Raw genomic sequence first — 22,212 nt, 5'->3', positions numbered from 1 at the left:
ACGATGAGAAAATATGTGTTGTTTGAACCATTGCAAATATCTTTGTGGACCTTACGTATCCATAGGTTATGTAACGGAAGAATAAATGACTTTTTTATTGTAATAAGGAGTAACTGCGTAGCGATCTTCAGGTATTTCAATGTCTTGTTGAGATTCAACATTAAAATCCCTCCGAACGTTGAAAAGTATCAATACAAATCAATATCAAAATCTTGCCTATGTATTTAGAGTCGTTGTAAGTTGGCATCAAGACTGATACCTTCATTACTGTGGCCTTCTTGTTTCTGGCAAAACCTTGTTGTAAACCTCGATGATCCTCTTTGCGTGTTCAGTATAAGAATGATTTTTCACGGCATATTCTCTTGTCTTTTTTCTGAGTTCTGAGAGGTTGTCATAGTTATCCTTAGCGTACTGCAAAGCTTCGATTATTGCGTCTGGATTCTTTTGCTCTATGAGCAGACCGTTTTCCATGTGTTTTACTACTTCCTTCATTCCACCTATGTTGGTACAGATTACAACTTTCCCACAGGCCATGCCTTCAAGCATACTCAGAGACGTTGCTTCTTCGACATCATCAGAAGTGACACTCGGGATCAGTATCACATCGGCAGCTTTGTAGTACTTGTGAACCTCATAATTGGGCACAGCATCGAGTATGAGAGCGTTTTTGTTGTCTTTAAGTATCTCCTGGATCTTTGATTTCAAAGGACCTCTGCCGGCAAAAACGAAGAAATAATCATCCGATTTGATTTTGGAGAATGCACACGCAGCGTAATCCACTCCATTCTTCTTCACGTATCTTCTCGGAACTAAGACAATAAAAGCATCTCTTGGAAGTCCAAGTTCATTGCGAAGCGAGATTTTTACATCGTCTGTGACAGGGCTGAAGAGGTCCGTGTCAACAGCGTTATATATGACGGTAATTCTGTCTTCAGGGTAGCCGAACTCTTGGATTACGTAGTTTTTCAATCTACTGTCGACTGTTATGATGTGTTTGACTTTTTGTACCGCCTGCCTCTCTATTTGCATGCAGAAGTCGAAGATTTTCTGTTTATCCTTTTCAGAAACAGCTTCAGGTGAGTAATTGATCGCCTCTCTTGCCAGATATCCGTGTAATGTTAGGACAGTTAGTGGATGACTTATAGGATAAGGACTCACAACATCGTGACAGTGGATGACATCAAATTCATCTAATTTCAAAGAAGAAAAATAGCGGAGTCCTTTCTCGATATTTTTCCTGTAACGAACATAGAGAGAGAACACCGAATATGGATTTGAAAAGACGGTTTTCAAAATCCTGATCCATTTCTTAGTCTCTACAGGAGGATAAAATGTTATTACATCATATCCCAGTCTTTTAAGGCCACGTTCTAACAAGTTTTGATGGACATGTTTACCACCAGAAACCATGAATTTTGAATTGTCAGCAGACAGCATTGCTATTTTCATTGATCAGTACCTCCTAATTTCAGTAATCCAAGGACATCCCTGTATATTCTCATTTCCGCAAACACTATATTTTTCCAAGTGAATTCTTTTGCTCTCTCCAGAAGTTTGTTTATATTGTACCCTTCTTTTAAAACCTCAACCACTCTTTTCGCAAATCTTTCTTCAAACTGATCTCCTTCCTCGACAACGTACTCTTCAAACCCTATCGCCTCTGGTATTCCTCCATTGCTGCTCCCAATCACACATGTTCCACAAGCTTGTGCTTCTATCACAACAGCACCAAAACCTTCCTGTCTACTTGGCAGCACCATCACGTCCATCGCGTTCATGTACTTTGCAACCTCTGTTTGTGGTACTCTTCCAGCGAAGACAACATCAAGATCTTTCATCTGTTTGAGAATTTTATCCCTCAACGCTCCATCTCCAACAATTATGAATCTTACATTCGGAATATTTTTCACAACACTCTCAAAGATCTCTGGTAGCTTGTCAGCTCGTTTTATTGGTATGAGATTTCCAACAAAACCAACACAATGGGTATTCTCTTTGTGTATCCCAAGCTCCCTTCTCATCTGTTCTTTATCCATTGGTTTGAAAATCTCTGGATCATACCCGTTTGGTATCACCACCGCGTTTTTTCCAGAGTAGCCAAAGGATTTTGCCTTCTCAAGAAGTGCTTTACTCACAAAAATACATTTTGAAGCGCTCTCAAAAATCTCGGTATACCTTTGCTTTCTCTTAGGCATGAGCAGGTTTACATCGCTGCCGTGTAAAGTCACCACAAACGGTTTATTATGCTTTCTTGCCAAAAGATAGGCGATCTCTCCCGCGGGAATTTCATACATACCATGGGCGTGTATCAGATCAAATTGAAAGTCACCCAGCATCGACTCTATTCTGTGCACATACTCACTTATTAGTTTCGCGTTATCAATTAGACGTGTTCTCCACAAAAGCAATTTTGCGAGGTTGCGTGAAATCAAGGCATGTTCAAACTTCACATCTAATAATTGATCCAAAGGTGCGTTTGAGTTTTTTCGCAGAAGTTTCTTTACAAACCTTACATCCCAACAATCTTCAAAGCCCAGTGAGATTGCAAGATAATCAATATGGAACTTTGGATACTGTTGGAGCCTTCGCACCACAAATATTCCAGACATGTGATTTTCCATGGTTGGTGCAAGATTCGTAACGACCAGAACTCTCATCTTTACCCCCAGATCACAATATTCTGTGTGAATTGACAAAGAGATTTTATCACAATAGCCGTCTTCAGTGAATAGCCTTTATACTTTCCACGCGATCAGCTAAAAGAATCTTATGTGGTATGCTCTCAACAACATTTTATTTTAACCAAATTGGTACGTGTGTTGAAACAGGCATGAATAAAGAACTATCACATCATTATCCTTCATTAGCTTCAACTAAGTTCCAAGACAGGCTTGAATAAAGAATTTCTCTCAGAAAAATGTTGTTTTCACTGTTTTGTTCAAAAGAAAGGGTATTCTATGGAATGTATTCATTCGTATACTATATATTGGGAGAAAAAACCCGGGTGCTCCCAAAAAATTTAAGGAGGTGTTATGGTGAAGCAACTCAGAATTGTTTACAACACTGGTGAACTGTCACAAACAGGTCGTCCCATCCTGCGCAGAAACAACATCGATGTAGAAGATTCTGTAGATTCCACAAAGGCTATGCAAATAGCTCAGACTATAGCTGCTCTTACAAACTACACTGTCCAGGAAGTTTATTTGATAGTCACCACGCAGGTCATGTAAGGAGGTGTGAAAAATGAAAAGATTATTCCTTGATTTCGTCAATCAAACGGAAGGTAAAAGAAGAAGGATAACTATCCAGTCACCGAAAGAAGATCTAACAAGTCAGCAGGTTTCAGATGCGATGGATATGTTCATAAGCCTCGGAGTAGTGCCAGGTACTTATGTAAAAGACAGAGCGGCGATAGTAGAGACAACCTCCAATGAATTTTTCAACTTACTCTGAGGAAGTGATTGAATGAATTTGTTTGAGACTTTTCAAGTTATTGGAAGGATCGTGGCGTTGGGTGTATTTCTTGTGGAAAGACCTAAGGATGGGGTGAACAAGAAAGAGGAAGTCAAAAAAATGGTTTTCGATTTTCTGGATGATTTCAACATAAGGCTGCCTATACCAGATATTGTCCTTGATTATGTCCTTGATTTCATGATCGACAATTTAGTGGATTTCCTAAACCAAACTTTATGGAAAAAGCAGGCAGCATAAGAACGAGGAGGGGTCATCCCTCCTCTTTTGAAGAGTATTTTGAAAAATACCAGCCTTTGCTGAAAAAGATCTGTAAAGAGTTCTGGAAAAAGTATTGTTATAAGATTGATTCATGGAATGATTTGTACCAGACAATACAGTATTTGTTTATCTATGCATACAATATCTGGCAGCCTGAAAAAGGTTCTTTTGAAGGTTATTTGGAAAAAGTGATCAGATACAAATTGAAATCTATGATGAACGGAGAATATGCACCGTGGAGTAACAACAGCCCATTTACGTTTTTGAAAGACAGAAAAATGCAGCTTGATTTTATGGAAGAAGATATTTTAGAACAGTATATATGTGAATAATTAGCCCCCCTTAAAGGGGGGTTTTTCATTTAAGTATTTGATAGTTTGATGATAGGTAGGTTCGTTATCCATTTCGTATCTCATTTGACCCCTAATTGTTCGTTGATCCACTCTTTTCAACAGACGTTTCGACTTCTTCAATCAGATTTTGAATTTCAAGATTGAGGTTTTCAAGGTTGGAGAAGGTATTCTGGAAGTCTTTAAAAGTGCTACTGAACAATCTGAGTACCGATAGAACTTCTTTTAATTTTTCCCGAAGGAATTCCGCCTCCGATTGAGTCTTTCTGGCTTTTTCAGTAAGAGTTTCTGAGAGTATCTTCAACTGTTCATCTTTTTCTTTCAAATTTTTCTGAAGGACCGTTAAAGAACTCTCGTAGGTTTGTACTAAGGCTTTCAGCTGATCCATTTGCTTCAGCTGAGTTTCAGCCCAAGAGAGCTGTTCATCTTTCCTTTGAATTTCTTCCTTCAGAGTGGTTATGGAAGCTTCTGCGAATTCTAAGTGTTTCTTCAGTTCCTCATTTTCTTTGAAAACCTCCGTTATCGTTGCCGGCGCACTGACAAGCGAAGCAAGAAGAGCGATTTCTTCGTCTTTTTTCTCCAATAGATCTCTTTGATCATCGATCTGATCATTTAGATTCGAAATGTACTGATCCCTTAGACGGGTCTGCCTTTCTAGTTCATCAATTTTTTGATCTTTTTCTTTCAGAAGATTCTTCAAAGAAGAAACAGAAGCGGTAAGGGTTGTAGCTTGATTCTCCAATTCGGATTTCTGTTTTTCAAGTTCGTCTATCTTTTGATTCTTCTCTTTTAATAGCTCTTCCAAAGAAGAAACAGAAGCGGTAAGGGTTGTAGCTTGATTCTCCAATTCGGATTTCTGATTCTGCAACTCAGTTATTCTTTGATCTTTTTCCGAGAGTTGATCTTTGAGATCTTCGATTCGATCATTCAACTCAGACTTCTGACGCTCCAGTTCACTCACTCTTTGTGCCAGATCTCCGGCGTAGTCCTCGTTACTCTGAATCAAAGACCTTAATTGCTCAAAGCTGCCCTTGGGGATATCCACGTAGTTGTCGTGTCCTACCCATGTGTGAAGTTCTGAATCGAGCATGTATGGAATTTCGTAGGTCATGCCCGTTCGAAGATCTCGAACATAAAGCGAACCTCTTGCAAAGAGCATCAGGACAATCAAAAGCAAAAATGCCCCAAATACTTTCATCTTCATGCGAATCCCCCCTCAATCCAGGTCGATCGGTAAATTTAATTATATAATATAATTGTCACAGTAGAATTTTTTTAATTGTCCCATAGGAAGTTTTGAAAAATGTATCTCGGATTCACAGTGATTTTTTTCTTTATATTATTTTAAGAAGATTCCTTATGTCTTGTAAATCTTGTTCTTTGACTAACAGTAGGCCTATCAAAAGCCATCTCTTGTTCGGAATGCTTTCGTCGTGGAAAACATAATAAGTTGCACTTTTATAAAAGTAAGAACCAAACAAACCAAAGTTTTTTGTTTTCATCCCACGATTCCCTTCTGGCAAAAATAATGATCTATTAGTTTCTAAAAACAGTCAAATCTTAGAATTTGAATTTCTGCTCTTGATCACATCTATGATGGCTTCTTCAAGTTTAGTGGCAAGGTTTTGGTATAGGTACTTTCCGATTACTCCCCTGCGCGCTTGTAAATCAATTTTCAAATACTCTTTTTGGGCAAGGTCAATTAAATACTGTGCCATTTCAGATATCTGTGATTTATGGAAAACCTTTGATACACCATCACACTCTATCTCATTTGCCATTTCCCAGTCATGAGGGGCTATTACAATTATTGGTTTTCCTGAGGCAAGATATTCGTAGACCTTGCCAGTTCTTATGGATCTACCGGCCCTCTTATCATCCCCCGTATATGCAATCAACAATAAGATATCTGATTCTCTTTGTAATTTTAATTTATCGAAAAATTCTCCCAACGTAAAATCGCTTCCTTCATAAACTGTGACTGTGTACCAAAAAGAAAAATGACTTTCAGAAATAAGCAACTAAAACTAGCGAAAAAATTTTGGATTTTCAATTACTTTTTCCTTGCACTCATAATTTGTCGAACGAATGAATTAATTGAAAATTTCTCATTTATAGTCCTTCTTGCAGCATCAGATATTGATCTGGCTTTCTGTGGATATTTCTCCATCATTACGAAAATATCTACCAACGTTTTAGCTAAGGTGATAATATCATTAGTTGGAACAATAAAACCATTCTCTCCATGGTTTATTATTTTTTCAGCGCCCACCCCGTCGTTTACGATAGGAATAACTCCATTAGCCATTGCTTCGAGAAGGGCGTAGTTCGCAAAAATGACATCTGATAGCAGTACGAAAACCTTGGCGTTGGATATATACTTTGCAGGATCTTTTGTGAAATTCTCCGCTCTTATTTTTATGTTCCATTTGTTATTATGTTCTTGAATAGCTTTGAGTACTATGTCTTCATAAACAGGATCAAGCGATTTACTCGGATCATCAAGGAAAAAACCAACAATCGCTACCGTCCAATAAGGTTTAATACCCAAAAGATCCTTCTCAGCTACCTCTAAAGCTTTGATTAGATCTGTGGTAAATCTTCTTTCACGTATTCTGTTCAACCAAAGTATATCAAGCGTCCTTGTTTTAAACTCTGAAATTTTATCTGGCAATGGGATTGAATTCGAGAAAAAGAAAAGTTTTGTTTCTATACCTTTCTTCTTCTTTAAGGCTTCAAAGGTTTGATATTCCTTTACCCAAATGAGATCTGAAAAACGAATGGCCAATTTTGTGAGTTTTTTCTTAATCCATATTCTCAAACGACTGATTCCAACTGCTTTTGCTGTTGGATCATCATCAAAAATTTCGTATCCTATCAACGGCATTGTCACGTGGGTGTGTAGTATTTTGCTAACAATAACATAAAAAAATGTCAACACAGAATAATCATAGATCTCAAAATACCGCGGCTTGATTTCTAATATTTTGCTGATTGAATAAAATAACCTCAAAAATGGATTTCTCGGGACCTTGATTATCTCTACCCCATATTTAGTTGCTATTTCGCCAGCTGTTCCATATAGATCGTAAGTTAGAATTTTTACTTTGAGACCATGATCAAGATAGCCACGTGCCAGATAACCATACTTGTCTATGACAAACGGAAGGACTCCTATAAGTATGATTTCTTCGGAATTTCTGCGACTACTTTTCTGCCTATTCATAACTTTACGCCTCCCAAGTTTTTTTCCTATGGTTCGATAGCATCTAGGAGAGCTTCTATCGCTTTTGTCCAAGAATATCTGACTTCATATAACCTTCTACCGTTCTTTCCAAACATGATCATTTTGTTTTCATCCAGACTCTTTAGTAAGCTTTCAAAGGCTTCTTTCGAATATTCACAAGTCAAACCAATTTTTTCCTGTTCAACAAGATTGTCTATACCCATTCCTTTTGCTACAATAATGGGTTTCCCAAGCATCATTGCTTCGAAAACCTTGTTTGGCGAAGATACTCGATGATTAGGAATACTCGGGTCGTACATCGCAAAGAATAAGTCGCACTGTTTCTCAATACAAAGGACCTTATCATAGCTCACCTTACCATAAAAGAAAATGTTTTCATATTTTTCTGAATATTCTCTGACCCTATTTTCAAGGGGTCCGTTTCCTCCTATGTGTAGTTCGAGCCAGTCATCATTTTTAGACACTATTTCTAAAATTTCATTGATAAATCTTCCATCGCTCAGCACACCGAAAAATGCCAGTTTAAGTTTTTTGCTATGTTTTATTTGCTGGTCGCTTTTATCGCATTGAGTAATCAGATCTTCTGGGGAATTGTAAACAACAAGCGTTTTTTCTCTGCAGGAAGCTGGTATGTACTCAAACCTATTTTCATGTGGAACTACAATTTTATAAGCATGTTTGAACATGGCTCTATCAATCATTTTGGCTAATAGTGTGAGTATATTTGGGATGTTGTATGCCAGTATGGGATCGGCTACATGGTATATAAAACGTTTGTGAAACAGTAATGAGAAAAAAAACATGGGGAGAGCCATTAGGAAATCTATTGCGTATACGAAATCTATATCTTTTCTCAACTCGCACAACTTCCTAAATAACAAAAACTGGTAACCAACCGTTCCAAAAAGATTTTTAATGCCTTGTCCTGATCGAAGGTTAGTTGAAACTTCAAAATAACTGATTTCCTTATCTTTAAACCTTATCTTTCGGTACTGCAACTCATTCTTTTTATTGGCATGTCTTGAAACACCGAAGGCTATAACGTTTAGCTTTTCTGAGAAACTTTTCGCCAGTTTCTGAAACAGCGAATTGCTTTCAATTTCAACTTGATAAGCTATTATTATTGTTTTTTCAACATCTGCCATTTTGAGCCTCCTACAACATTATTTATATAGAATTAGTTATACCCAAAACTACAAAAAGAAACAATATAGCAGAGTAGGCTAACAATTCACTCTGTTTAAAGCTATACAATGTCGTGATAGTTACTTTCCCAGATTTTTTCATATTTGAGAATGTTGGAAGAAAAGAGATTCCGACCAGTACGTATAAAACTCCTCTGAACCTCAACTCTGTTGAACCACCGTAAAAATATGAATAGATAGCAATTATCTCTAATAAAATCAAGAAAAAATACATGTTCCACTGTGACAAGTTTTGTTTAAATAGTCGTTTAAAATTCAAGAGTACTCGAGTTAAATAATAAGGGAGGATAAACCACGCAATAAGTGAACCTACAAATGAACTTGCATTTCCAGTATATGTATAAAATTGAAAATATGTTTCACCAAGAATACTACGGATAGGTCCTGGACCAACCAGAATTCTTCCAAATCCAGTCAGAAAACCTCCCCAACCTGATTGACCAGTACCCTGTTCTAATAGAAGATCTCTGGCGCTTAACCAAGAGATTGCTTTGGTATAAAGCGAAGCCGCGAGTACGAAAATTACTCCAAAAAATACAGCAAGAAAAAGAATTTTCTCTGACTTTCTGCGAGAATGTATGATGAAGAGGAACATATTACCAACAATTATAACATCTCCCCAAGGTCTGATATTCACTAGCAAGGTGTGAAATAGAAAAGCGTACGGTATCAAAAGCATTGTCTTTAAAATTAAATTCCTTGGTATAAGTGCAAACAAGGCGTAGACCGAAAGAACAGTCAAAAATAAGAACAGAACATCTTTAAGATTTCTCATTAATGAATAGATCACGAGAGGATTCGCAATTGTGAGAAAATACACTGAATAAGGAATTTTTGTCATCGTAGTCTCGAGGTTTTTTTTAAAAATTTGTACAGACAAAAAGAAAGCAAGGTTCAACAAAAGGGTATTAGAAATATTGTTCCAAAAGACACTGTAGAATGGTGAAAATCTTTGAATCAAATATGAATAATAAACATAAGTTGTATTATATATTCCCTCAATGCTGCCTTCATTAAGTAATCTCATTGTTGCGTTCCAATAGTATTCAGCATCACTCCAATGAACCTCCCGATTCCAAAAGAATTGCAATTCCGCTCTATACAAAAAAAGTATTAGCATTTGAATAAGAAATGAGCCTAATAGCATGGGCAGTCTATGGATTCTTTTCTGACTCTTTATTAATATCATCAAAATAACAATCTCAACGAATACTACGGACATTTATCGTACTCCTCTTTGTTTATTTTATTATGAATCTATGCCCCGCAGAATAATTTCGCATAATTTACAATGAAATCTTCAAAATTACACCCTGGAGCTGCACACACCGATTGAAATGTGTCGGACAAAATCTCTAGTACATTTTTACAGAGACTTTCGATAGAATCGGCAATAGAAACTTGTTTTTCCATTTCCCCCACACAGCCTACATCTGTACTCACGACAGGAATCCCTTGGCTCAGTGCTTCAAGCACCACAAGCGGCATTCCTTCAGCATCGGAAGTTAGTAAAAATACATCAAAATCAGCCATGAGCTCTATCGCATCTTTTCTAAATGGGAGAAGGTACACATGTTTTGCTACATCTGGATTTTCATCAAGCCATTTTTGAACAAGTTTCCCATAACTATCATCAACAATACTTCCACCTATCCACACAAAAGCCACGTCTGTTCTTTGTTTGAAAACCAATTTTGCTACTTCCAGAAATCTGATAGGATTTTTTGGAGGATCAAGTCGTGCAACGTTTCCGACAATTTCTACATTCTCGTCCAATCCAAGTTCTTTTTTCAATTTGCCTTTCTGCACTTTTTCGGTTGGTACTATTGCATTTTGTATTATTACATATTGGCTTTCCCTTCCAATTTTCCATTGCTTTGCTTTGTCCAAATCTCTTTTGCAAAGTAAAACTATCCTGTCACAAAAGTGTGCGGCAATCCTTTCTGCGATTATAAATATCCTTCTTTTGATGCCTTTGTATTGTTCTATATGCCACCAACCATGAACAGTGTAAATTAGGCTTTTTACATTCGAACGCATTGCTGCTATTCCTCCCAAAAGGCGAACCTTTGAAGAATGTGAATGAACGACGTCATATTTCTTCTCTCTGAGTAGCCTTTTCAACTGAAGATAGGATTTTAAATCCTTAATTGGTGATATTTCCCTCACAAGGTCAGGTATTATATGAACCTCGATCCCAAGTTTCTTTAACTCAGTAATGAGCATTCCATTTTCCTGTCCACAAGCAACTTCTATCTCAAATTTACCAGGATAATATTTTAACAAACCATAAACAAGCGTATATAATACTTTCTGTGCACCTGCCCAGTCAGATCGTGTAACTAGTTGCAAGACTCTCACCTTTTTCTTATCTTCCATAGCCTAACCTCCATTAATCAAACACATACCTTTTAATTTTTGAAAACGTCCGTGTGATGAAAAGTGCTAAAATGTTACCGTTTAAATCTCACTCATCTTAGCTTTTTCTGAAAATTGAAAAAAGTATTGTATTTAAAACTGGTAGTAAATCACTACCATCCAATATTTGGTATGAGACAGGTTTGTGTTTATCAAAAAGAAGTGATTTTAGTTTTTTAAGAAAGGACAAATCCTGAGATTTAATTATGCTCAAAATATCACCGGGGAAGAACCACCTAAAATAATAACCTTCGTTGTATTTTGGATAGTTGAGGTTAAGGTTATTTTTCAGAAAAACTTCTACAATTGCTCTAATAAAGTCTGCACCCGAAAAAAGTGCTAAACCTATCGTTCCCCACATTCGAGGATTAACTTCCATTAGCACCAATTCTTTAGTCGTCGGATCTCGTTTAAACTCTACCATAGCTAGTCCATTCCATTTTAAAGCATTCAGCAGTTTTTCTCCTATTTTTATCGCTTCTTCGTCATATATCGAGACAGCTAAAGTGCTAGGACCACCCGTGGGAGGGTACTGTCTAATTCTTTTATGACAAAATTCCATTATTTTATTCGATTTATAATATAAGAACGACACACCTATACTCTCACCATCTTGAGGTATATATTCTTGGACTAATGGCATACCAAATTTCTCTATATAATCGTTGTTTAGAACACCCAAGATTTCGTCTTTGCTTTTGACATATATAATACCTCTAGAACCGGAACTTTTTCTTGGTTTTAATACTGCGGGACTGAAATCAATTTTATCCAAATTTTCGTTTAACTCAGCCAAGTTATGAAAGTAATGAGTCTTAGGAATCCGGATATTTAAACTTTCTGCAAGTTGTAGGGTTCTTAATTTATCTTCACATAATTCGAAGCTATCTATGTTTGGCGTAACAATAGTTGTCTCAAACTTGTCTATATGTTTTGAAAGGAATCTTACACTTTTTTCATTGCATGGAATAACTATATCTATTTTATTTTTATCAATGATATTCAAAACTGTTTGTAATTCCAAATCCCTCATAAAATAGTTTTTCTTTACATATTTACTCGATCCGCCTATGGAAAATCTATTCAAGCTAATAGCATATACTCCATAACCACTTTTCCCAATATGTCTAATAACTGGTAAAACTTTTCTGTATTCAGCTTCAATTAGCAAAAAATTATACACTTTAACCTCTCCTTTTTAGAACCGCCTAAGTATTTAACATCTTTCTTACTTTCAAATTTATGGCTTTTAGCAGGCCGCGATTGGTTCCTTTTACAAAATATGGATAATTAAACAGTTCTAATAACCTATAAGGACTATCTACTTTTTGCTTATTATCAGTATCAAATTCGATATAACATTTTCCAACGTCTTCAACCTTATGAGCATCAGAACCAGCTCCAAAGCGTCTATTAAACTTTGAAGCAATCTTTCTGGATATAAAATTTTCTAATTTAGTCAGGGTTTTGTAGTTCATAACTTCAATGATATCAACATATTCAATGATCTCATTGAGTTTCTTTAGTCCTATACCACCCTTTCTATAAAAATCTACAGGATGGGGAACGTAAACTATGCCGTTTTGTTCTTTTATTCTTATAACTGTTTCTGACAAAGAAAGAAATGGTTCTATTTTCTGTGACAAGAAAATTCCTATTATTTCCCCATCTCTTGTAAATATTTCTTCTGCAGGTATCAAAGTAACACCATTTATCTCCATAACATTGAGAATCGTTTCGTTATGATCTGCCACAACGACGGCGTCTAAATTATTTTCTTTACACTTGTTTGCAATTTCTTCCAAGTCTGTGTCGCAATCATACGACAAGTTACTATGGACGTGAAAATCAATTTTAAACATCTCAACCACCTTTTCATTCAAGTGTGATTTCTCTAAAAAGACCAAATGTAAAATTTTCTTTTAAGAAGTATATTAGTATTCTTTCCAATTTTTCAAAAGTCTTACTTAGACCCACGTAATGTCTGAATCTATATAAAAATTTAATGTTCTTTACTTTAGGTTGCTCTGGATCAAACTCCCATGGATGAAAGTACAAAACTAAGCTATCATTTTCCATTAGGTATCTCTTTAATAAAGCTTTGTAAAAAGAATAAGGATACAATCGAAAATATCCGCCACCGGCAATTGGCAACTCACATTTTCCTTTTTTGTAAACACTCAGAGGGATTTCTATAAGGCTTTTCTTTAATCTAAAAGGTTTTATATCACTATTTTCTATTTTTCCGTACCTTGAATTCTTACTAAAAGGATGATAACTTGAATCATACAAAAAACCATTTTCAACGAGCGCATCTATTACATTTTCTGTAATAGAAAAATTCGGGGCCCTATATCCACATATAGCTTTACCGATGATCTTTTCCAATATCTTCTTGCTTTTTTCAATATCATTAAAAATTTCTTCTCTGGAAAGATTGTAATTAATTATGTGACTATATCCATGGGAAGCTATTTCATGACCATCGTTGTATATTTCCTTTACAATATCGGGCTGTCTTTCTGCAATCCAACCAAGAACAAAAAACGTTGCTTTCACACCATATTTTCCTAGTAATGTTAGTATTTTTTCTACATTTTTTTCAATTCTTAATTCGCATTTTTCCCAACTATCTAATGGGAACATTTCTCTTAAATTTTCAACTTGAAACCAATCTTCTACATCAAATGATAAGTAAATAGTTTTCGCCAATTTTGTCCCTACCTTCCTATTTTGCTCCTCTTTTCCAGATAACTGTTTCTATGGTTTGAAGAATTATTCTTAAATCCATGAATATTGTGCGGTTTTTGATGTAATACAAATCGTATTCAAGTTTTGTCTTTACCTCTTCCAGGTTGGATGAATATTTGTACATTATCTGTGCCCAGCCGGTTAAACCAGGTTTTAGTGCGTGTCTGTAGGAATAATACGGCACTTTTTGTTCAAAATCCTTTACAAAAGCAACCTGTTCTGGTCTTGAGCCAACGATGCTCATATCCCCTTTGAGAATGTTCACAAATTGAAGTGTTTCATCAAGTCTAAGCGGCCTTATGATTTTTCCTACTTTCAGTATCCTATCCTCTTCTTGATCAGCAAACTTAGCTTGGGTTTGCTTTTCTTTTTTCATTGTTCTGAATTTGTACATTACGAAAGGTTTGTTGCCTTTGCCTATTCTGGGTTGTTTGAAAATCACTGGTCGGCCATCTTCTATTAGTATCCAGATCGCCATTATAAACATCACGGGTGAAAAGATTATCAAGCCAACTATGCCACAGAATATATCAAGTACGCGCTTTGCTGGTGATTCTTTTGCTTGGGAAAATGCTGTTTCGTAATAACTTTCGAATTTGTCTATCACTTCAAGTGGGATCCTTTTAAGTGTCTTTTCCACTATCTGTGGAAGGTATACAACCTGGTAATTTGGCTTGACCACGCTTTTGATTGATTGATACAGCTCGTAATCTGCTATCAATATCCCATCTACTGTGGGGATCAATTGTTCAACTCTTTCTGGTGAAGGATTGAGGTATTCAACAAATTGATATTCACCACGCGTCTTTTTAGTGATCTCATTAAGGATCGGTTCTATTTCGTCTTTTTGACCTATGACTATGTACTTTTTTGGTTTTATCCCATTTCTGAAAACAAAACTGAATATACAATTGGCTAAAGCCACACAGACTGTGCCAAGAAAGATATGAATGAAAACATAGTTAAATGTCAAAGATCCGTAGAACACTGGATAGAGAATATATTTCACGGCGTTTGAAAATATCAAAGCAACAAAAATTCTTGCTATTTGTTCGTTGATACTTTCAAGATATTCAATTTCATAAACCCTGAAGGCAAAAAGGGAAATACAACTGATTGAGGCAAAGACTAAAGAAGTAACAATGGTTTTTGTCAAAAGCCAGTTTAAAAACCACAATATTGTATAGTCCAAGAAGAACAGATATATTGTTTTCATAAAAATCCCCCTGAGTTTTTTATCAAGCTTTTTAATGCACTTCTTATTTTATCCTGATCTGTATTACATACCAATATTTTATTCTCGCTGTTAGTTGTTCTCACTAATACAGTTGATTTTGCTGGTCCAAAAATAGCTTCTGTTCATAAAGTGGAACTGTATTGAATTTGGTTTTTCATGAAATTTGGAGTTTTTTCTGCATTCATTTGACTGAATATAACCATGGGCAGTTTCGATTTGTGTTACTATTCCAAAGGTGATTATACCTTCGTGGTTTTCTATAAATCTTTGAGCTATTTCAACACAATGCCAGAACTTTTCTGTATCTGGTATGTAGTGATCTGCAGGAACTATAAAAATTGTCTCATGTTCTTGAAAGTTCAAGCTTGCAAAAGTGCATGCAGGTGCTGTGTTTTTCTTTGTTGGTTCTAACAAAATGTTGGTTTTTGGTATTTCAGGAAGTTCTGAATATGTGGCCAAAAACGTTTTCCAATCTCTCTTTCCAAGATTACGGTTTTCAAAGCTATGCCTCATGCGTTTGCGCAAGGTAAGATACATTTTAGACCTTTTCATACTTTATATGTTTTTCTATGCCCGAATCTCCCTGGCTGTGATGGAAATGTTCTTGTTTGCCTGTGTAACCCCTATGATCTGCTTAGGATTGTTTGTACCTACTGGTGGCTTTTCGAGATTTCAACCTATTTTGTTGATGGATCTTCTTTCAAAGTATAGTGTGACTTGTGTGACAGTTGTCTACAAATTGTGACAGCTGTGACAAATCAGAGTGAGATCATATAAAATATCTTACCAGAAACCCTTAATTTTTCATCTCTTTCAATTATCAATCCAGCTTCTTTCAGACGGTTTATATAAGTATAGGCGGTTTGTCTTTTTACATTTCTTTTCTCGAGTTCTTTTACTATAGCACTTCTGCTTCCCTGGTGATCTGCTACAATACGAAGCACTTTTTTCTGAAGGTCTGTTAACTCCCAGGAATTTTCAAAGTACCTTTTGACTATCTTTTTAATAGTTTCCCTTGCTATTTGCCCTGTTATTCTCTCGTTATCGAGATTGCTTTGAACGATTTGTTGAGAAATCCAAAGGGCATCTCTTGGGTTGCCATCACTATATCTTGCTATTTCATAAAGAGCATCACCGTCAAAATAATCCGGGTAAGCCATCAACCTTTTTGAGATCATTTGCTGTATTTGTTTATCATCGAGTGGCTCTATAAAAAATGTGTCTTTCAGTATATTCTCTAAATTCCCAGATTCATTCCATCTCAATCTGTCTCTCACATATTCTCTGTATATCGCAAACGGCAGGGAAAGTATTACCACTAATCCATCTTTACCAAAAACAGTTTTGAGCGAATCAAGAATTACGAGCACCTCTTCTTTCTTTTCTTTGTCGAGTTCATCTATAAGCAGAACAACTTTATTGTATTTTTTCAATAAAGCCTCGAGAAATTCATCAAACAGTTCATAAGCCTGGTAGATATTGAATTTCTTTGTGCGAGTTGTGCTTTTAGAAAGATTCCCTGTTACAAAAACCCCTCCAGCCGTTCCGAAAGAGCTGGTTTCACTTCTTTCTTCAACAACGAAATCAATCACTTGCTTTGCAATCTTTAAAAGTTCTGTGGTTTTGCTTTTTTTTACCTCCACAGCAAGCTTGTAAAGCATATCAGCGATTATTGCCTCTTTGCTCTCTTTTTCTGTAAGCTTCAGATAAATCCTTTCTCCTTCATCGGGCTTAACGAAATTCAGCACAGTTGTTTTTCCAACACCTGTTTCACCACACACACCATAAACTCCCGCCGGTTGTAGTGAACACACCATATTGAGAGAATCTATTTCTTTTTCTCTGTTAACAAGCAGATCTATAGAGGATAGAGGTTCATCAAAAAGTGCTTTCAGGATATGCTTTATATCATTTTTTCTCATCTGACCACCAGGTATAATTATAACATTACAGATTGTGACTTATGTGACAGTTGTCTACAAATTGTGACAGCTGTGATCGAAGGAAATTGAGATATAATTTTCTGGAGAGGTTTGATATGGTAATTGTTTTGCTTTGTATAGCTGTACTATTGACTTATCTTTCTTTTGAAGCCGTGCTCGCCGGTTCAAGGCGAAACTCGGTGAAATTGAGGATAGCAGTAACGGGAGTACGTGGCAAATCGAGTGTTACAAGATTGATAACTGGCGTCTTTCAGCAATCTGGATTAAAGGTAATAGGGAAAGTAACTGGTTCAAAACCAGTTTTGCTATATCCGGATGGAAAAGAAGAGGATATCAAAAGAAAGAAAAAACCTTCAGTCATTGAGCAGGTTAGAGTTCTTTTAAAAAAAGCAATTATGCTGCATGTTGATGGGTTTGTCAGTGAAACTATGAGTATCAAACCGGAAATACTTCGCTGTGAGATACAGAATATTCTGAAGCCTCAATTCATTGCTATAACACGCATAGAAATAGATCATACAGAAGATCTTGGAAAAACTATTCAGGAAATAAGGCAGAACATAGCTCGTGCGTGTAATCCAGGAGCAACTGTCGTAACAATGAAGGAAAACTTAGATAAATCTTCTGTAGAAATATTAAAACGTAAAGGTTGCAACGTAATTGAGATTGATTCACACAAATTTTTGATCAAACCTGATAGTTACGTCGAATTTGACGAGAATTTGGCATTAGCCCACAAAATCTGCGAGATTGTGGGTATAGATGAAAGCAGCATTTTCAATGCATTTCGGAATATATCCGGTGATATAGGAGTGCTCAGATTCTGGAAATTAACAAATGATGTTATTGTTGTGAATGGATTTGCGGCAAATGATCCTGATTCTACTATTAGAGTTTTCAACAGAGCAAAAGAGATCTTGAATGAACTCGGTTCATTTGATCAGTTTGTTGGCATTTTAAACCTCAGAGCCGATAGGGTCGACAGAACCGTTCAATGGTTGAATTGTTTGAAAGAGTGGTTTCCATTCGAAAAACTTTATGTTGTTGGGTCTGATAGTGCGCTTTTTGTGAAGAGATTGAAAAATCCAAAATGCGTGGCTACTACAGTTGAAAAACTTATAGATGTTGTCAGTAGATTCGATCAAAGGACAGTTATCTTTGGCTTTGGCAATATAGCAGGTGCAGGGATGAAGTTAATTGAAAAATGGCAGGAGAATGGATTATGTTTGAAATTGCAGCCTTAGGAATTTTGATCTCTTCTTTTTTTGTGGAATTCACGGGTTTGTATCCAGGAGGAATTGTTGTACCTGTTTGGATATCTTTTTACGTTGATCAACCTTACAGGGTTATGGGTACAGTGATGATCGCATTAATTTGTTTGGGATCGTATAAATTTTTGCGCAGATATTTATTTTTATACGGCAGGCGCCGTTTTGTGATAATGGTTCTTTTATCGACATTTCTGTCATTGTTGATAAGGCAGCTTGATATTTATGGTGGCTTTAAGCCTGTGGAGCTTGAAACAGTTGGTTGGATTATCCCAGGATTGCTTGCAAACACCATGGAACGGCAGGGTATTTTGGTAACTCTTGTTTCAACATTCGCAGTCGCATTGACTGTAAAACTGATTACTGTGTTGATTTTATGAAAAGAGCGCTCATCTGGCTGGTAATAGTTACTGCGATTTATGCAATATGGTTGTTAACACCGCTTGACAGAAGATATTCCCACATCGACAAGATGTACAAGGCATCTTTGATTATGGAGGAATTTATTAATTTGCTCAGAGAGAAGAGAGCTGACGACATCGATCCCATTTTCGATCCGAATAGAACAGGATTCATAGGTAAAGAGTTCACGGAACTTACAACAACTGTCGGCAATCTTGAATCAAAAAGAACTGCAACCAACCCTGACATAGCTGCTTTAATTTGCTATCTTCTGATAGATATAGGAGTTAAAGAAGGAGATTACGTTGCAGTTGGTGCCTCTGGTTCTTTTCCGGGGTTGATTGTCGCAACTTTAAGTGCTTGCAGGAGTATAGGGGCAAAACCGATGGTAATCTGCTCAATAGGATCATCTCAATGGGGGGCAAATCAGATAGATTTCACTGTTCTTGATTTGTTTTGCTGGCTAATGGAAGTTGGGTTTGAAAAACCTCTTTTGTTTAGTTATGGAGGTTCTGACAATACAGGACGTGACTTTCCAGAAGAGCTTCGAGAATTATTAAAGAAAAAAGCTGAAAAATATGGGTTTCAAATATATGAAGGCAGATCTTTCGAAGAAGATGTTCAGAGATTCTATAATGTATACATGACTAATTGTGGGGGCCGTCTGGCAGCATTTGTGAATATTGGTGGAAGTATCATCAACATTGGGAGATCTGTTGACAACGCTTTGCTTTCTGGTGTAGTAAAAGATAAAGAATCTGTTAGCAAAGATGGAATAATAGATCTTATGGTTTCTGAGAAAATCCCAGTCTTAACCCTTTTGAATCTTAGAAAAATTGCTATAAAATATAACTTACCGTGGGATCCTATCCCGCTTCCTGAAACATCTAAGGAGAGAATAAGAGATTTGCTGAAAAAATTTGTCAAGAATGAGTAGATCAAAGATCGAAAAGGCGGGCATTTAGCCCGCCTGTTGAAGAATAGTCTATATCATTTTCCTACTGTATCACCAAATCCAACTTCTTCAAGCCACCAGGTTGGATAACCTACAGATTTTCCATATGGAGTAGTTCACCGAAAATGAATGGTCAGAAAGAACTTTCCACAGTATTTGTCACACCAATATATCTGTTGGGATTGTAAGTGTTGAAGACATCAATTATCGTGAGAATCGTTTTAAGATGTCTTTGTACCCTGAGAGTCAGAGGAAGTCCGTTTTCATCGTAGGGAACATTCAGTCTGCCTGCTTTTGCTGCTCTTAAATAGTATTTATCAATGCCGGTCAGTACAAGATTTTCATCGGTTTTCCCTCTGAGGCGTCCTTGGGAAGGATTGGCTACTTCAAGCAAGAATGCAAGTGTGTCGGTGTGATCACCCCATTCTCTGTGAGATAACCCGTGAAAGTCCCTCGGAGATCTTTCAACACTTATATCAATTCCATCTATCTCAAGCATCATGGCAGCTTCCACAGCGATATCAAGTGCACGGTCGTGGGCTACTATTGCGTTCACTGTAGTATATTCAGGCGCCGCTTCGTGTAGATCAATTGATATATCAGGTTTTTCTGAATATATGATCTGCATTATTGCATATGCAACTTTTTCAGTGATAGTTCCATCTGGATCACCCGGGTATGTTCTGTTGAGATTACGCTGTTCAGATCCACTGACAATTTGCTGACTTGTGATAGTTCTATATAATCTTGAGTCTGGCCATTGATGAACCGGGTTTGTCAACCTTGCACCGATAGTGATAATCATTTTCTTATTATTCCATGTGAAAAGTACCTTTTCGGGAGTAGCTTCCAATGGCTGCGTATGTGTGAAGCCACTTAAATTTGCTCGAGGTATGGCAATTATTTTTCCTTTTTCGACAAGAAAATTTTCCACAATTATTTTCGCAGTTACATAACCTGCAGGTTCGTTTGGATGAGTTCCTCCAAGGATCAGTACGCACCCTCCTTGTTCTTTACCTTCCAATATGAAAACATCTGTATCACCAGGTGTGTTGAGTAATCCTGGAAAATAATCGCTTAATTTCTTTACCTGAGTCACACCAGGACCAATATTTATTGATTCAAGCTTTCTTTGAGATAAAAAATATTTCGCAGAACCTGTTATCAGAAACAAAGAAATTGCGAAAAATAAAAATATCTTCAGTAACCTCATTCAGATCTTCTCCCTATTTATTTTATAAAAAATATCCTCAGCACCCATGGTACTACAACCATTGCTCCCATGAGCCAGTTCCATCTATCCGGTTTCTTCACAACAAATCTCACAAGAATCACAACAAAGTAGATTAACATAGATGTATACAAGCAGGTAATCATCTCATCACTTCCTTTTGCTGTAAACAATATCTATCGAGACAGCAAAAATGAATATGATAGCTACAATACCCCACAGCCACCAGGAATTTGCAAAAAACTGACTGAGGCGTGAAGAATATATAATTGAAACAACAGAAAATACGCCAATTGCTGCAAGAAATGGAACTGATCCTTTAAATATCTGAGTGTAGGAATCTAATCCTACAACCTGAGCACTTACTGTGGTGGCAAGTGCTGTCGGTGGAAGCATATCACCGATCCCAGCAAGCAAAGATATAGCAGAAGCTATAAGAACATCGTTTCCTCCTCGGAATGCCAGCAAAAATGGTATACCAAGTACGGAAGCCGAACCATAAGACGAAATTGCACCAAACAAAGGAACACCGAGCCCAACTGTCAGAAATAAAAAACTATACGGGAAAAACAACATGTTTGCCACAATCAAACCCCGAACTCCAGATAAAGTCATTACCTGTATCAACATACCTACACCAACCAGTATCGCCAGAACTGGCAAAGACTGTTCTAAAGCCGTTATTGAAATCTGGAAAAAATCCCTTTTCTTACCACTACTCAAAATGGCTACGATTGAACTTAAGAAAAATATCATAGGTAAGCCTATCTGAATCAAACCGTAGCTGTCGAGAATAGAAAGTATAATCATAAGAAGCAAAGGAATATAGAGAACCAGATCTTTAGCGTTGAATGTGATATTTTTTTGTGTTTTGGGCCTGCGAACATCTCTTCCTCCAATAAAAAGTGATATGATGAGCGCTGTCGGTATAGTGAGCCAGAGAAGGGGATAAGTGAAACCAACATATGGCATATCGACTCCTTCGCAGATCACCAGCGCCTGAATATTAACGGGTGGCGCAATCATACCAAGAACTGAAGAGATAGCTATCAAAATACCGGCTTTTTTTCTATTCAATCCAATCGAAGTGAAAACGGGAAAAGCTACAGCGCCTGTTGTCAGTACAGACGCCGAAGAGGAACCAGTTATCATTCCACCACTCATCGCAAGAATAGTAGTAAGCAGTAAGAGCAGCCTGGGTTTCGCAGAAAATCTTTCTGCCAAAAACTCAGCGATATGTTTCAACAGACCGGATTTTTCTATCGCCACGATAAACATCATGGCTGTGAGAACCGTCAGCACTGCGTCAAAATAACCAAAGGCACCTTCCACCAGAATACTTATGTCAATCCTGTGAGTAACTACCAGTAAGGAAACCATCGAGATAAGAAAAAAAGAAACACCCCTTGGGAATTTCAAAAAGGTTAATATGAAAAACATTGAAATAATAAGAAAAAATAAGATAGTCTCCAA

The 22,212-nt window shown here is 36.8% G+C and carries 25 protein-coding genes; 7 read left to right on the top strand and 18 right to left on the bottom strand.

All coding sequences use genetic code 11. From position 1 onward, the window contains the following. Positions 1–264 precede the first annotated feature (264 nt). Both TLET_RS06060 and TLET_RS06055 read right to left on the bottom strand, forming a co-directional pair. Complete coding sequence (locus TLET_RS06060; RefSeq protein WP_012003229.1) at positions 265–1,449, bottom strand: glycosyltransferase family 4 protein; 1,185 nt, start codon at positions 1,447–1,449, stop codon at positions 265–267. Next, on the bottom strand, positions 1,446–2,657 hold the full coding sequence (locus tag TLET_RS06055; protein ID WP_012003228.1) for a glycosyltransferase family 4 protein: 1,212 nt from the start codon (positions 2,655–2,657) through the stop codon (positions 1,446–1,448). Before TLET_RS06055 ends, TLET_RS06060 begins: the two co-directional genes overlap by 4 nt. Before the next feature lie 375 nt (positions 2,658–3,032). Between TLET_RS06055 and TLET_RS06050 the strand changes: the two genes are divergently transcribed. Genes TLET_RS06050 through TLET_RS06035 form a run of 4 tightly spaced genes read left to right on the top strand, consistent with a single transcriptional unit; the run spans position 3,033 to position 4,064 of the window. After that, positions 3,033–3,230, top strand: coding sequence for a DUF1659 domain-containing protein (locus tag TLET_RS06050; RefSeq protein ID WP_148202142.1), 198 nt, complete (start codon positions 3,033–3,035; stop codon positions 3,228–3,230). A gap of 13 nt (positions 3,231–3,243) precedes the next feature. Then, positions 3,244–3,453, top strand: coding sequence for a DUF2922 domain-containing protein (locus tag TLET_RS06045; protein WP_012003227.1), 210 nt, complete (start codon positions 3,244–3,246; stop codon positions 3,451–3,453). Positions 3,454–3,465: 12 nt separating this feature from the next. After that, positions 3,466–3,711 carry a hypothetical protein gene (locus tag TLET_RS06040; RefSeq protein ID WP_012003226.1) on the top strand — a complete coding sequence of 82 codons (246 nt, stop codon included), beginning with the start codon at positions 3,466–3,468 and terminating at the stop codon, positions 3,709–3,711. After that, positions 3,690–4,064 carry an RNA polymerase sigma factor gene (locus tag TLET_RS06035; protein WP_012003225.1) on the top strand — a complete coding sequence of 125 codons (375 nt, stop codon included), beginning with the start codon at positions 3,690–3,692 and terminating at the stop codon, positions 4,062–4,064. Before TLET_RS06040 ends, TLET_RS06035 begins: the two co-directional genes overlap by 22 nt. 91 nt (positions 4,065–4,155) lie before the next feature. On the opposite strand, the gene TLET_RS06030 is transcribed toward TLET_RS06035, so the two are convergent. The 13 genes from TLET_RS06030 to TLET_RS05975 form a co-directional block, all read right to left on the bottom strand. Then, on the bottom strand, positions 4,156–5,286 hold the full coding sequence (locus TLET_RS06030) for a coiled-coil domain-containing protein (protein WP_012003224.1): 1,131 nt from the start codon (positions 5,284–5,286) through the stop codon (positions 4,156–4,158). Positions 5,287–5,416: 130 nt separating this feature from the next. Further along, a complete protein-coding gene (locus TLET_RS10930; RefSeq protein WP_187146384.1) occupies positions 5,417–5,584 on the bottom strand; it encodes a hypothetical protein in 168 nt (55 codons plus the stop codon). Between the two features lie 51 nt (positions 5,585–5,635). After that, the gene (locus tag TLET_RS06025; protein ID WP_148202141.1) at positions 5,636–6,034 is read right to left on the bottom strand and encodes a glycosyltransferase family protein; all 399 of its coding nucleotides are present in this window, start codon (positions 6,032–6,034) and stop codon (positions 5,636–5,638) included. Between the two features lie 101 nt (positions 6,035–6,135). After that, positions 6,136–7,308 carry a glycosyltransferase gene (locus TLET_RS06020; RefSeq protein WP_012003222.1) on the bottom strand — a complete coding sequence of 391 codons (1,173 nt, stop codon included), beginning with the start codon at positions 7,306–7,308 and terminating at the stop codon, positions 6,136–6,138. A 26-nt stretch (positions 7,309–7,334) separates the two neighbouring features. Further along, positions 7,335–8,474, bottom strand: a complete 1,140-nt coding sequence (locus TLET_RS06015; protein WP_012003221.1) for a glycosyltransferase — start codon at positions 8,472–8,474, stop codon at positions 7,335–7,337. Positions 8,475–8,496: 22 nt separating this feature from the next. Further along, positions 8,497–9,756: a hypothetical protein gene (locus TLET_RS06010; protein ID WP_012003220.1), complete on the bottom strand. Its 1,260-nt coding sequence runs from the start codon at positions 9,754–9,756 to the stop codon at positions 8,497–8,499. A 35-nt stretch (positions 9,757–9,791) separates the two neighbouring features. Then, positions 9,792–10,913: a glycosyltransferase gene (locus TLET_RS06005; RefSeq protein ID WP_012003219.1), complete on the bottom strand. Its 1,122-nt coding sequence runs from the start codon at positions 10,911–10,913 to the stop codon at positions 9,792–9,794. Between the two features lie 97 nt (positions 10,914–11,010). Next, positions 11,011–12,135 carry a carboxylate--amine ligase gene (locus TLET_RS06000; protein WP_012003218.1) on the bottom strand — a complete coding sequence of 375 codons (1,125 nt, stop codon included), beginning with the start codon at positions 12,133–12,135 and terminating at the stop codon, positions 11,011–11,013. A gap of 25 nt (positions 12,136–12,160) precedes the next feature. Further along, positions 12,161–12,814, bottom strand: coding sequence for a PHP domain-containing protein (locus TLET_RS05995; RefSeq protein WP_012003217.1), 654 nt, complete (start codon positions 12,812–12,814; stop codon positions 12,161–12,163). 13 nt (positions 12,815–12,827) lie between these two features. Then, entirely contained in the window at positions 12,828–13,664 is an 837-nt protein-coding gene (locus TLET_RS05990) for an XrtA system polysaccharide deacetylase (RefSeq protein WP_012003216.1), read from the bottom strand. Between the two features lie 16 nt (positions 13,665–13,680). Next, a complete protein-coding gene (locus tag TLET_RS05985) occupies positions 13,681–14,919 on the bottom strand; it encodes an exopolysaccharide biosynthesis polyprenyl glycosylphosphotransferase (RefSeq protein ID WP_012003215.1) in 1,239 nt (412 codons plus the stop codon). Positions 14,920–15,009: 90 nt separating this feature from the next. After that, positions 15,010–15,477: a sugar phosphate nucleotidyltransferase gene (locus TLET_RS05980; RefSeq protein WP_187146383.1), complete on the bottom strand. Its 468-nt coding sequence runs from the start codon at positions 15,475–15,477 to the stop codon at positions 15,010–15,012. Between the two features lie 221 nt (positions 15,478–15,698). After that, positions 15,699–16,862 (bottom strand): P-loop NTPase fold protein, encoded by a 1,164-nt coding sequence (locus tag TLET_RS05975; protein ID WP_012003213.1) that lies wholly within the window; start codon positions 16,860–16,862, stop codon positions 15,699–15,701. A gap of 116 nt (positions 16,863–16,978) precedes the next feature. Between TLET_RS05975 and pgsB the strand changes: the two genes are divergently transcribed. From pgsB to pgsW, 3 genes are read left to right on the top strand one after another with little or no spacing between them, the layout of a single operon-like run. Next, positions 16,979–18,127, top strand: coding sequence for a poly-gamma-glutamate synthase PgsB (gene pgsB / locus TLET_RS05970; protein ID WP_012003212.1), 1,149 nt, complete (start codon positions 16,979–16,981; stop codon positions 18,125–18,127). Further along, on the top strand, positions 18,106–18,531 hold the full coding sequence (pgsC, locus tag TLET_RS05965; RefSeq protein WP_012003211.1) for a poly-gamma-glutamate biosynthesis protein PgsC: 426 nt from the start codon (positions 18,106–18,108) through the stop codon (positions 18,529–18,531). The genes pgsB and pgsC overlap by 22 nt, the downstream gene beginning before the upstream one ends. Next, positions 18,528–19,490, top strand: coding sequence for a poly-gamma-glutamate system protein (pgsW, locus tag TLET_RS05960; protein WP_012003210.1), 963 nt, complete (start codon positions 18,528–18,530; stop codon positions 19,488–19,490). Before pgsC ends, pgsW begins: the two co-directional genes overlap by 4 nt. A 151-nt stretch (positions 19,491–19,641) precedes the next feature. On the opposite strand, the gene TLET_RS05955 is transcribed toward pgsW, so the two are convergent. The 3 genes from TLET_RS05955 to TLET_RS05950 are packed head-to-tail and all read right to left on the bottom strand — an operon-like array spanning position 19,642 to position 22,212. Beyond that, complete coding sequence (locus TLET_RS05955) at positions 19,642–20,721, bottom strand: M14 family metallopeptidase (RefSeq protein WP_012003209.1); 1,080 nt, start codon at positions 20,719–20,721, stop codon at positions 19,642–19,644. Between the two features lie 17 nt (positions 20,722–20,738). Further along, positions 20,739–20,885 (bottom strand): hypothetical protein, encoded by a 147-nt coding sequence (locus tag TLET_RS10925; RefSeq protein ID WP_187146382.1) that lies wholly within the window; start codon positions 20,883–20,885, stop codon positions 20,739–20,741. A gap of 4 nt (positions 20,886–20,889) precedes the next feature. Continuing rightward, positions 20,890–22,212: a TRAP transporter large permease subunit gene (locus tag TLET_RS05950; RefSeq protein WP_012003208.1), complete on the bottom strand. Its 1,323-nt coding sequence runs from the start codon at positions 22,210–22,212 to the stop codon at positions 20,890–20,892.

This window comes from Pseudothermotoga lettingae TMO, from assembly GCF_000017865.1.
Taxonomy (GTDB): Bacteria; Thermotogota; Thermotogae; order Thermotogales; family DSM-5069; genus Pseudothermotoga_B; species Pseudothermotoga_B elfii.
The sequence above is the reverse complement of the archived record's forward strand: the minus strand, read 5'-3'. Positions and strand labels throughout refer to the sequence as shown.

Coding starts and splice junctions, on each gene's coding strand:
- TLET_RS05955 (WP_012003209.1), bottom strand. CDS start 20,721: ATGAGGTTACTGAAGATATTTTTATTTTTCGCAATTTCTTTGTTTCTG.
- TLET_RS06045 (WP_012003227.1), top strand. CDS start 3,244: ATGAAAAGATTATTCCTTGATTTCGTCAATCAAACGGAAGGTAAAAGA.
- TLET_RS05980 (WP_187146383.1), bottom strand. CDS start 15,477: ATGTATCTTACCTTGCGCAAACGCATGAGGCATAGCTTTGAAAACCGT.
- TLET_RS06035 (WP_012003225.1), top strand. CDS start 3,690: ATGGAAAAAGCAGGCAGCATAAGAACGAGGAGGGGTCATCCCTCCTCT.
- pgsC (WP_012003211.1), top strand. CDS start 18,106: ATGTTTGAAATTGCAGCCTTAGGAATTTTGATCTCTTCTTTTTTTGTG.
- pgsB (WP_012003212.1), top strand. CDS start 16,979: ATGGTAATTGTTTTGCTTTGTATAGCTGTACTATTGACTTATCTTTCT.
- TLET_RS05985 (WP_012003215.1), bottom strand. CDS start 14,919: ATGAAAACAATATATCTGTTCTTCTTGGACTATACAATATTGTGGTTT.
- TLET_RS10925 (WP_187146382.1), bottom strand. CDS start 20,885: ATGATTACCTGCTTGTATACATCTATGTTAATCTACTTTGTTGTGATT.
- TLET_RS05975 (WP_012003213.1), bottom strand. CDS start 16,862: ATGAGAAAAAATGATATAAAGCATATCCTGAAAGCACTTTTTGATGAA.
- TLET_RS06020 (WP_012003222.1), bottom strand. CDS start 7,308: ATGAATAGGCAGAAAAGTAGTCGCAGAAATTCCGAAGAAATCATACTT.
- pgsW (WP_012003210.1), top strand. CDS start 18,528: ATGAAAAGAGCGCTCATCTGGCTGGTAATAGTTACTGCGATTTATGCA.
- TLET_RS05995 (WP_012003217.1), bottom strand. CDS start 12,814: ATGTTTAAAATTGATTTTCACGTCCATAGTAACTTGTCGTATGATTGC.
- TLET_RS06005 (WP_012003219.1), bottom strand. CDS start 10,913: ATGGAAGATAAGAAAAAGGTGAGAGTCTTGCAACTAGTTACACGATCT.
- TLET_RS06010 (WP_012003220.1), bottom strand. CDS start 9,756: ATGTCCGTAGTATTCGTTGAGATTGTTATTTTGATGATATTAATAAAG.
- TLET_RS06060 (WP_012003229.1), bottom strand. CDS start 1,449: ATGAAAATAGCAATGCTGTCTGCTGACAATTCAAAATTCATGGTTTCT.
- TLET_RS10930 (WP_187146384.1), bottom strand. CDS start 5,584: ATGAAAACAAAAAACTTTGGTTTGTTTGGTTCTTACTTTTATAAAAGT.
- TLET_RS06030 (WP_012003224.1), bottom strand. CDS start 5,286: ATGAAGATGAAAGTATTTGGGGCATTTTTGCTTTTGATTGTCCTGATG.
- TLET_RS06050 (WP_148202142.1), top strand. CDS start 3,033: ATGGTGAAGCAACTCAGAATTGTTTACAACACTGGTGAACTGTCACAA.
- TLET_RS06055 (WP_012003228.1), bottom strand. CDS start 2,657: ATGAGAGTTCTGGTCGTTACGAATCTTGCACCAACCATGGAAAATCAC.
- TLET_RS06040 (WP_012003226.1), top strand. CDS start 3,466: ATGAATTTGTTTGAGACTTTTCAAGTTATTGGAAGGATCGTGGCGTTG.
- TLET_RS06015 (WP_012003221.1), bottom strand. CDS start 8,474: ATGGCAGATGTTGAAAAAACAATAATAATAGCTTATCAAGTTGAAATT.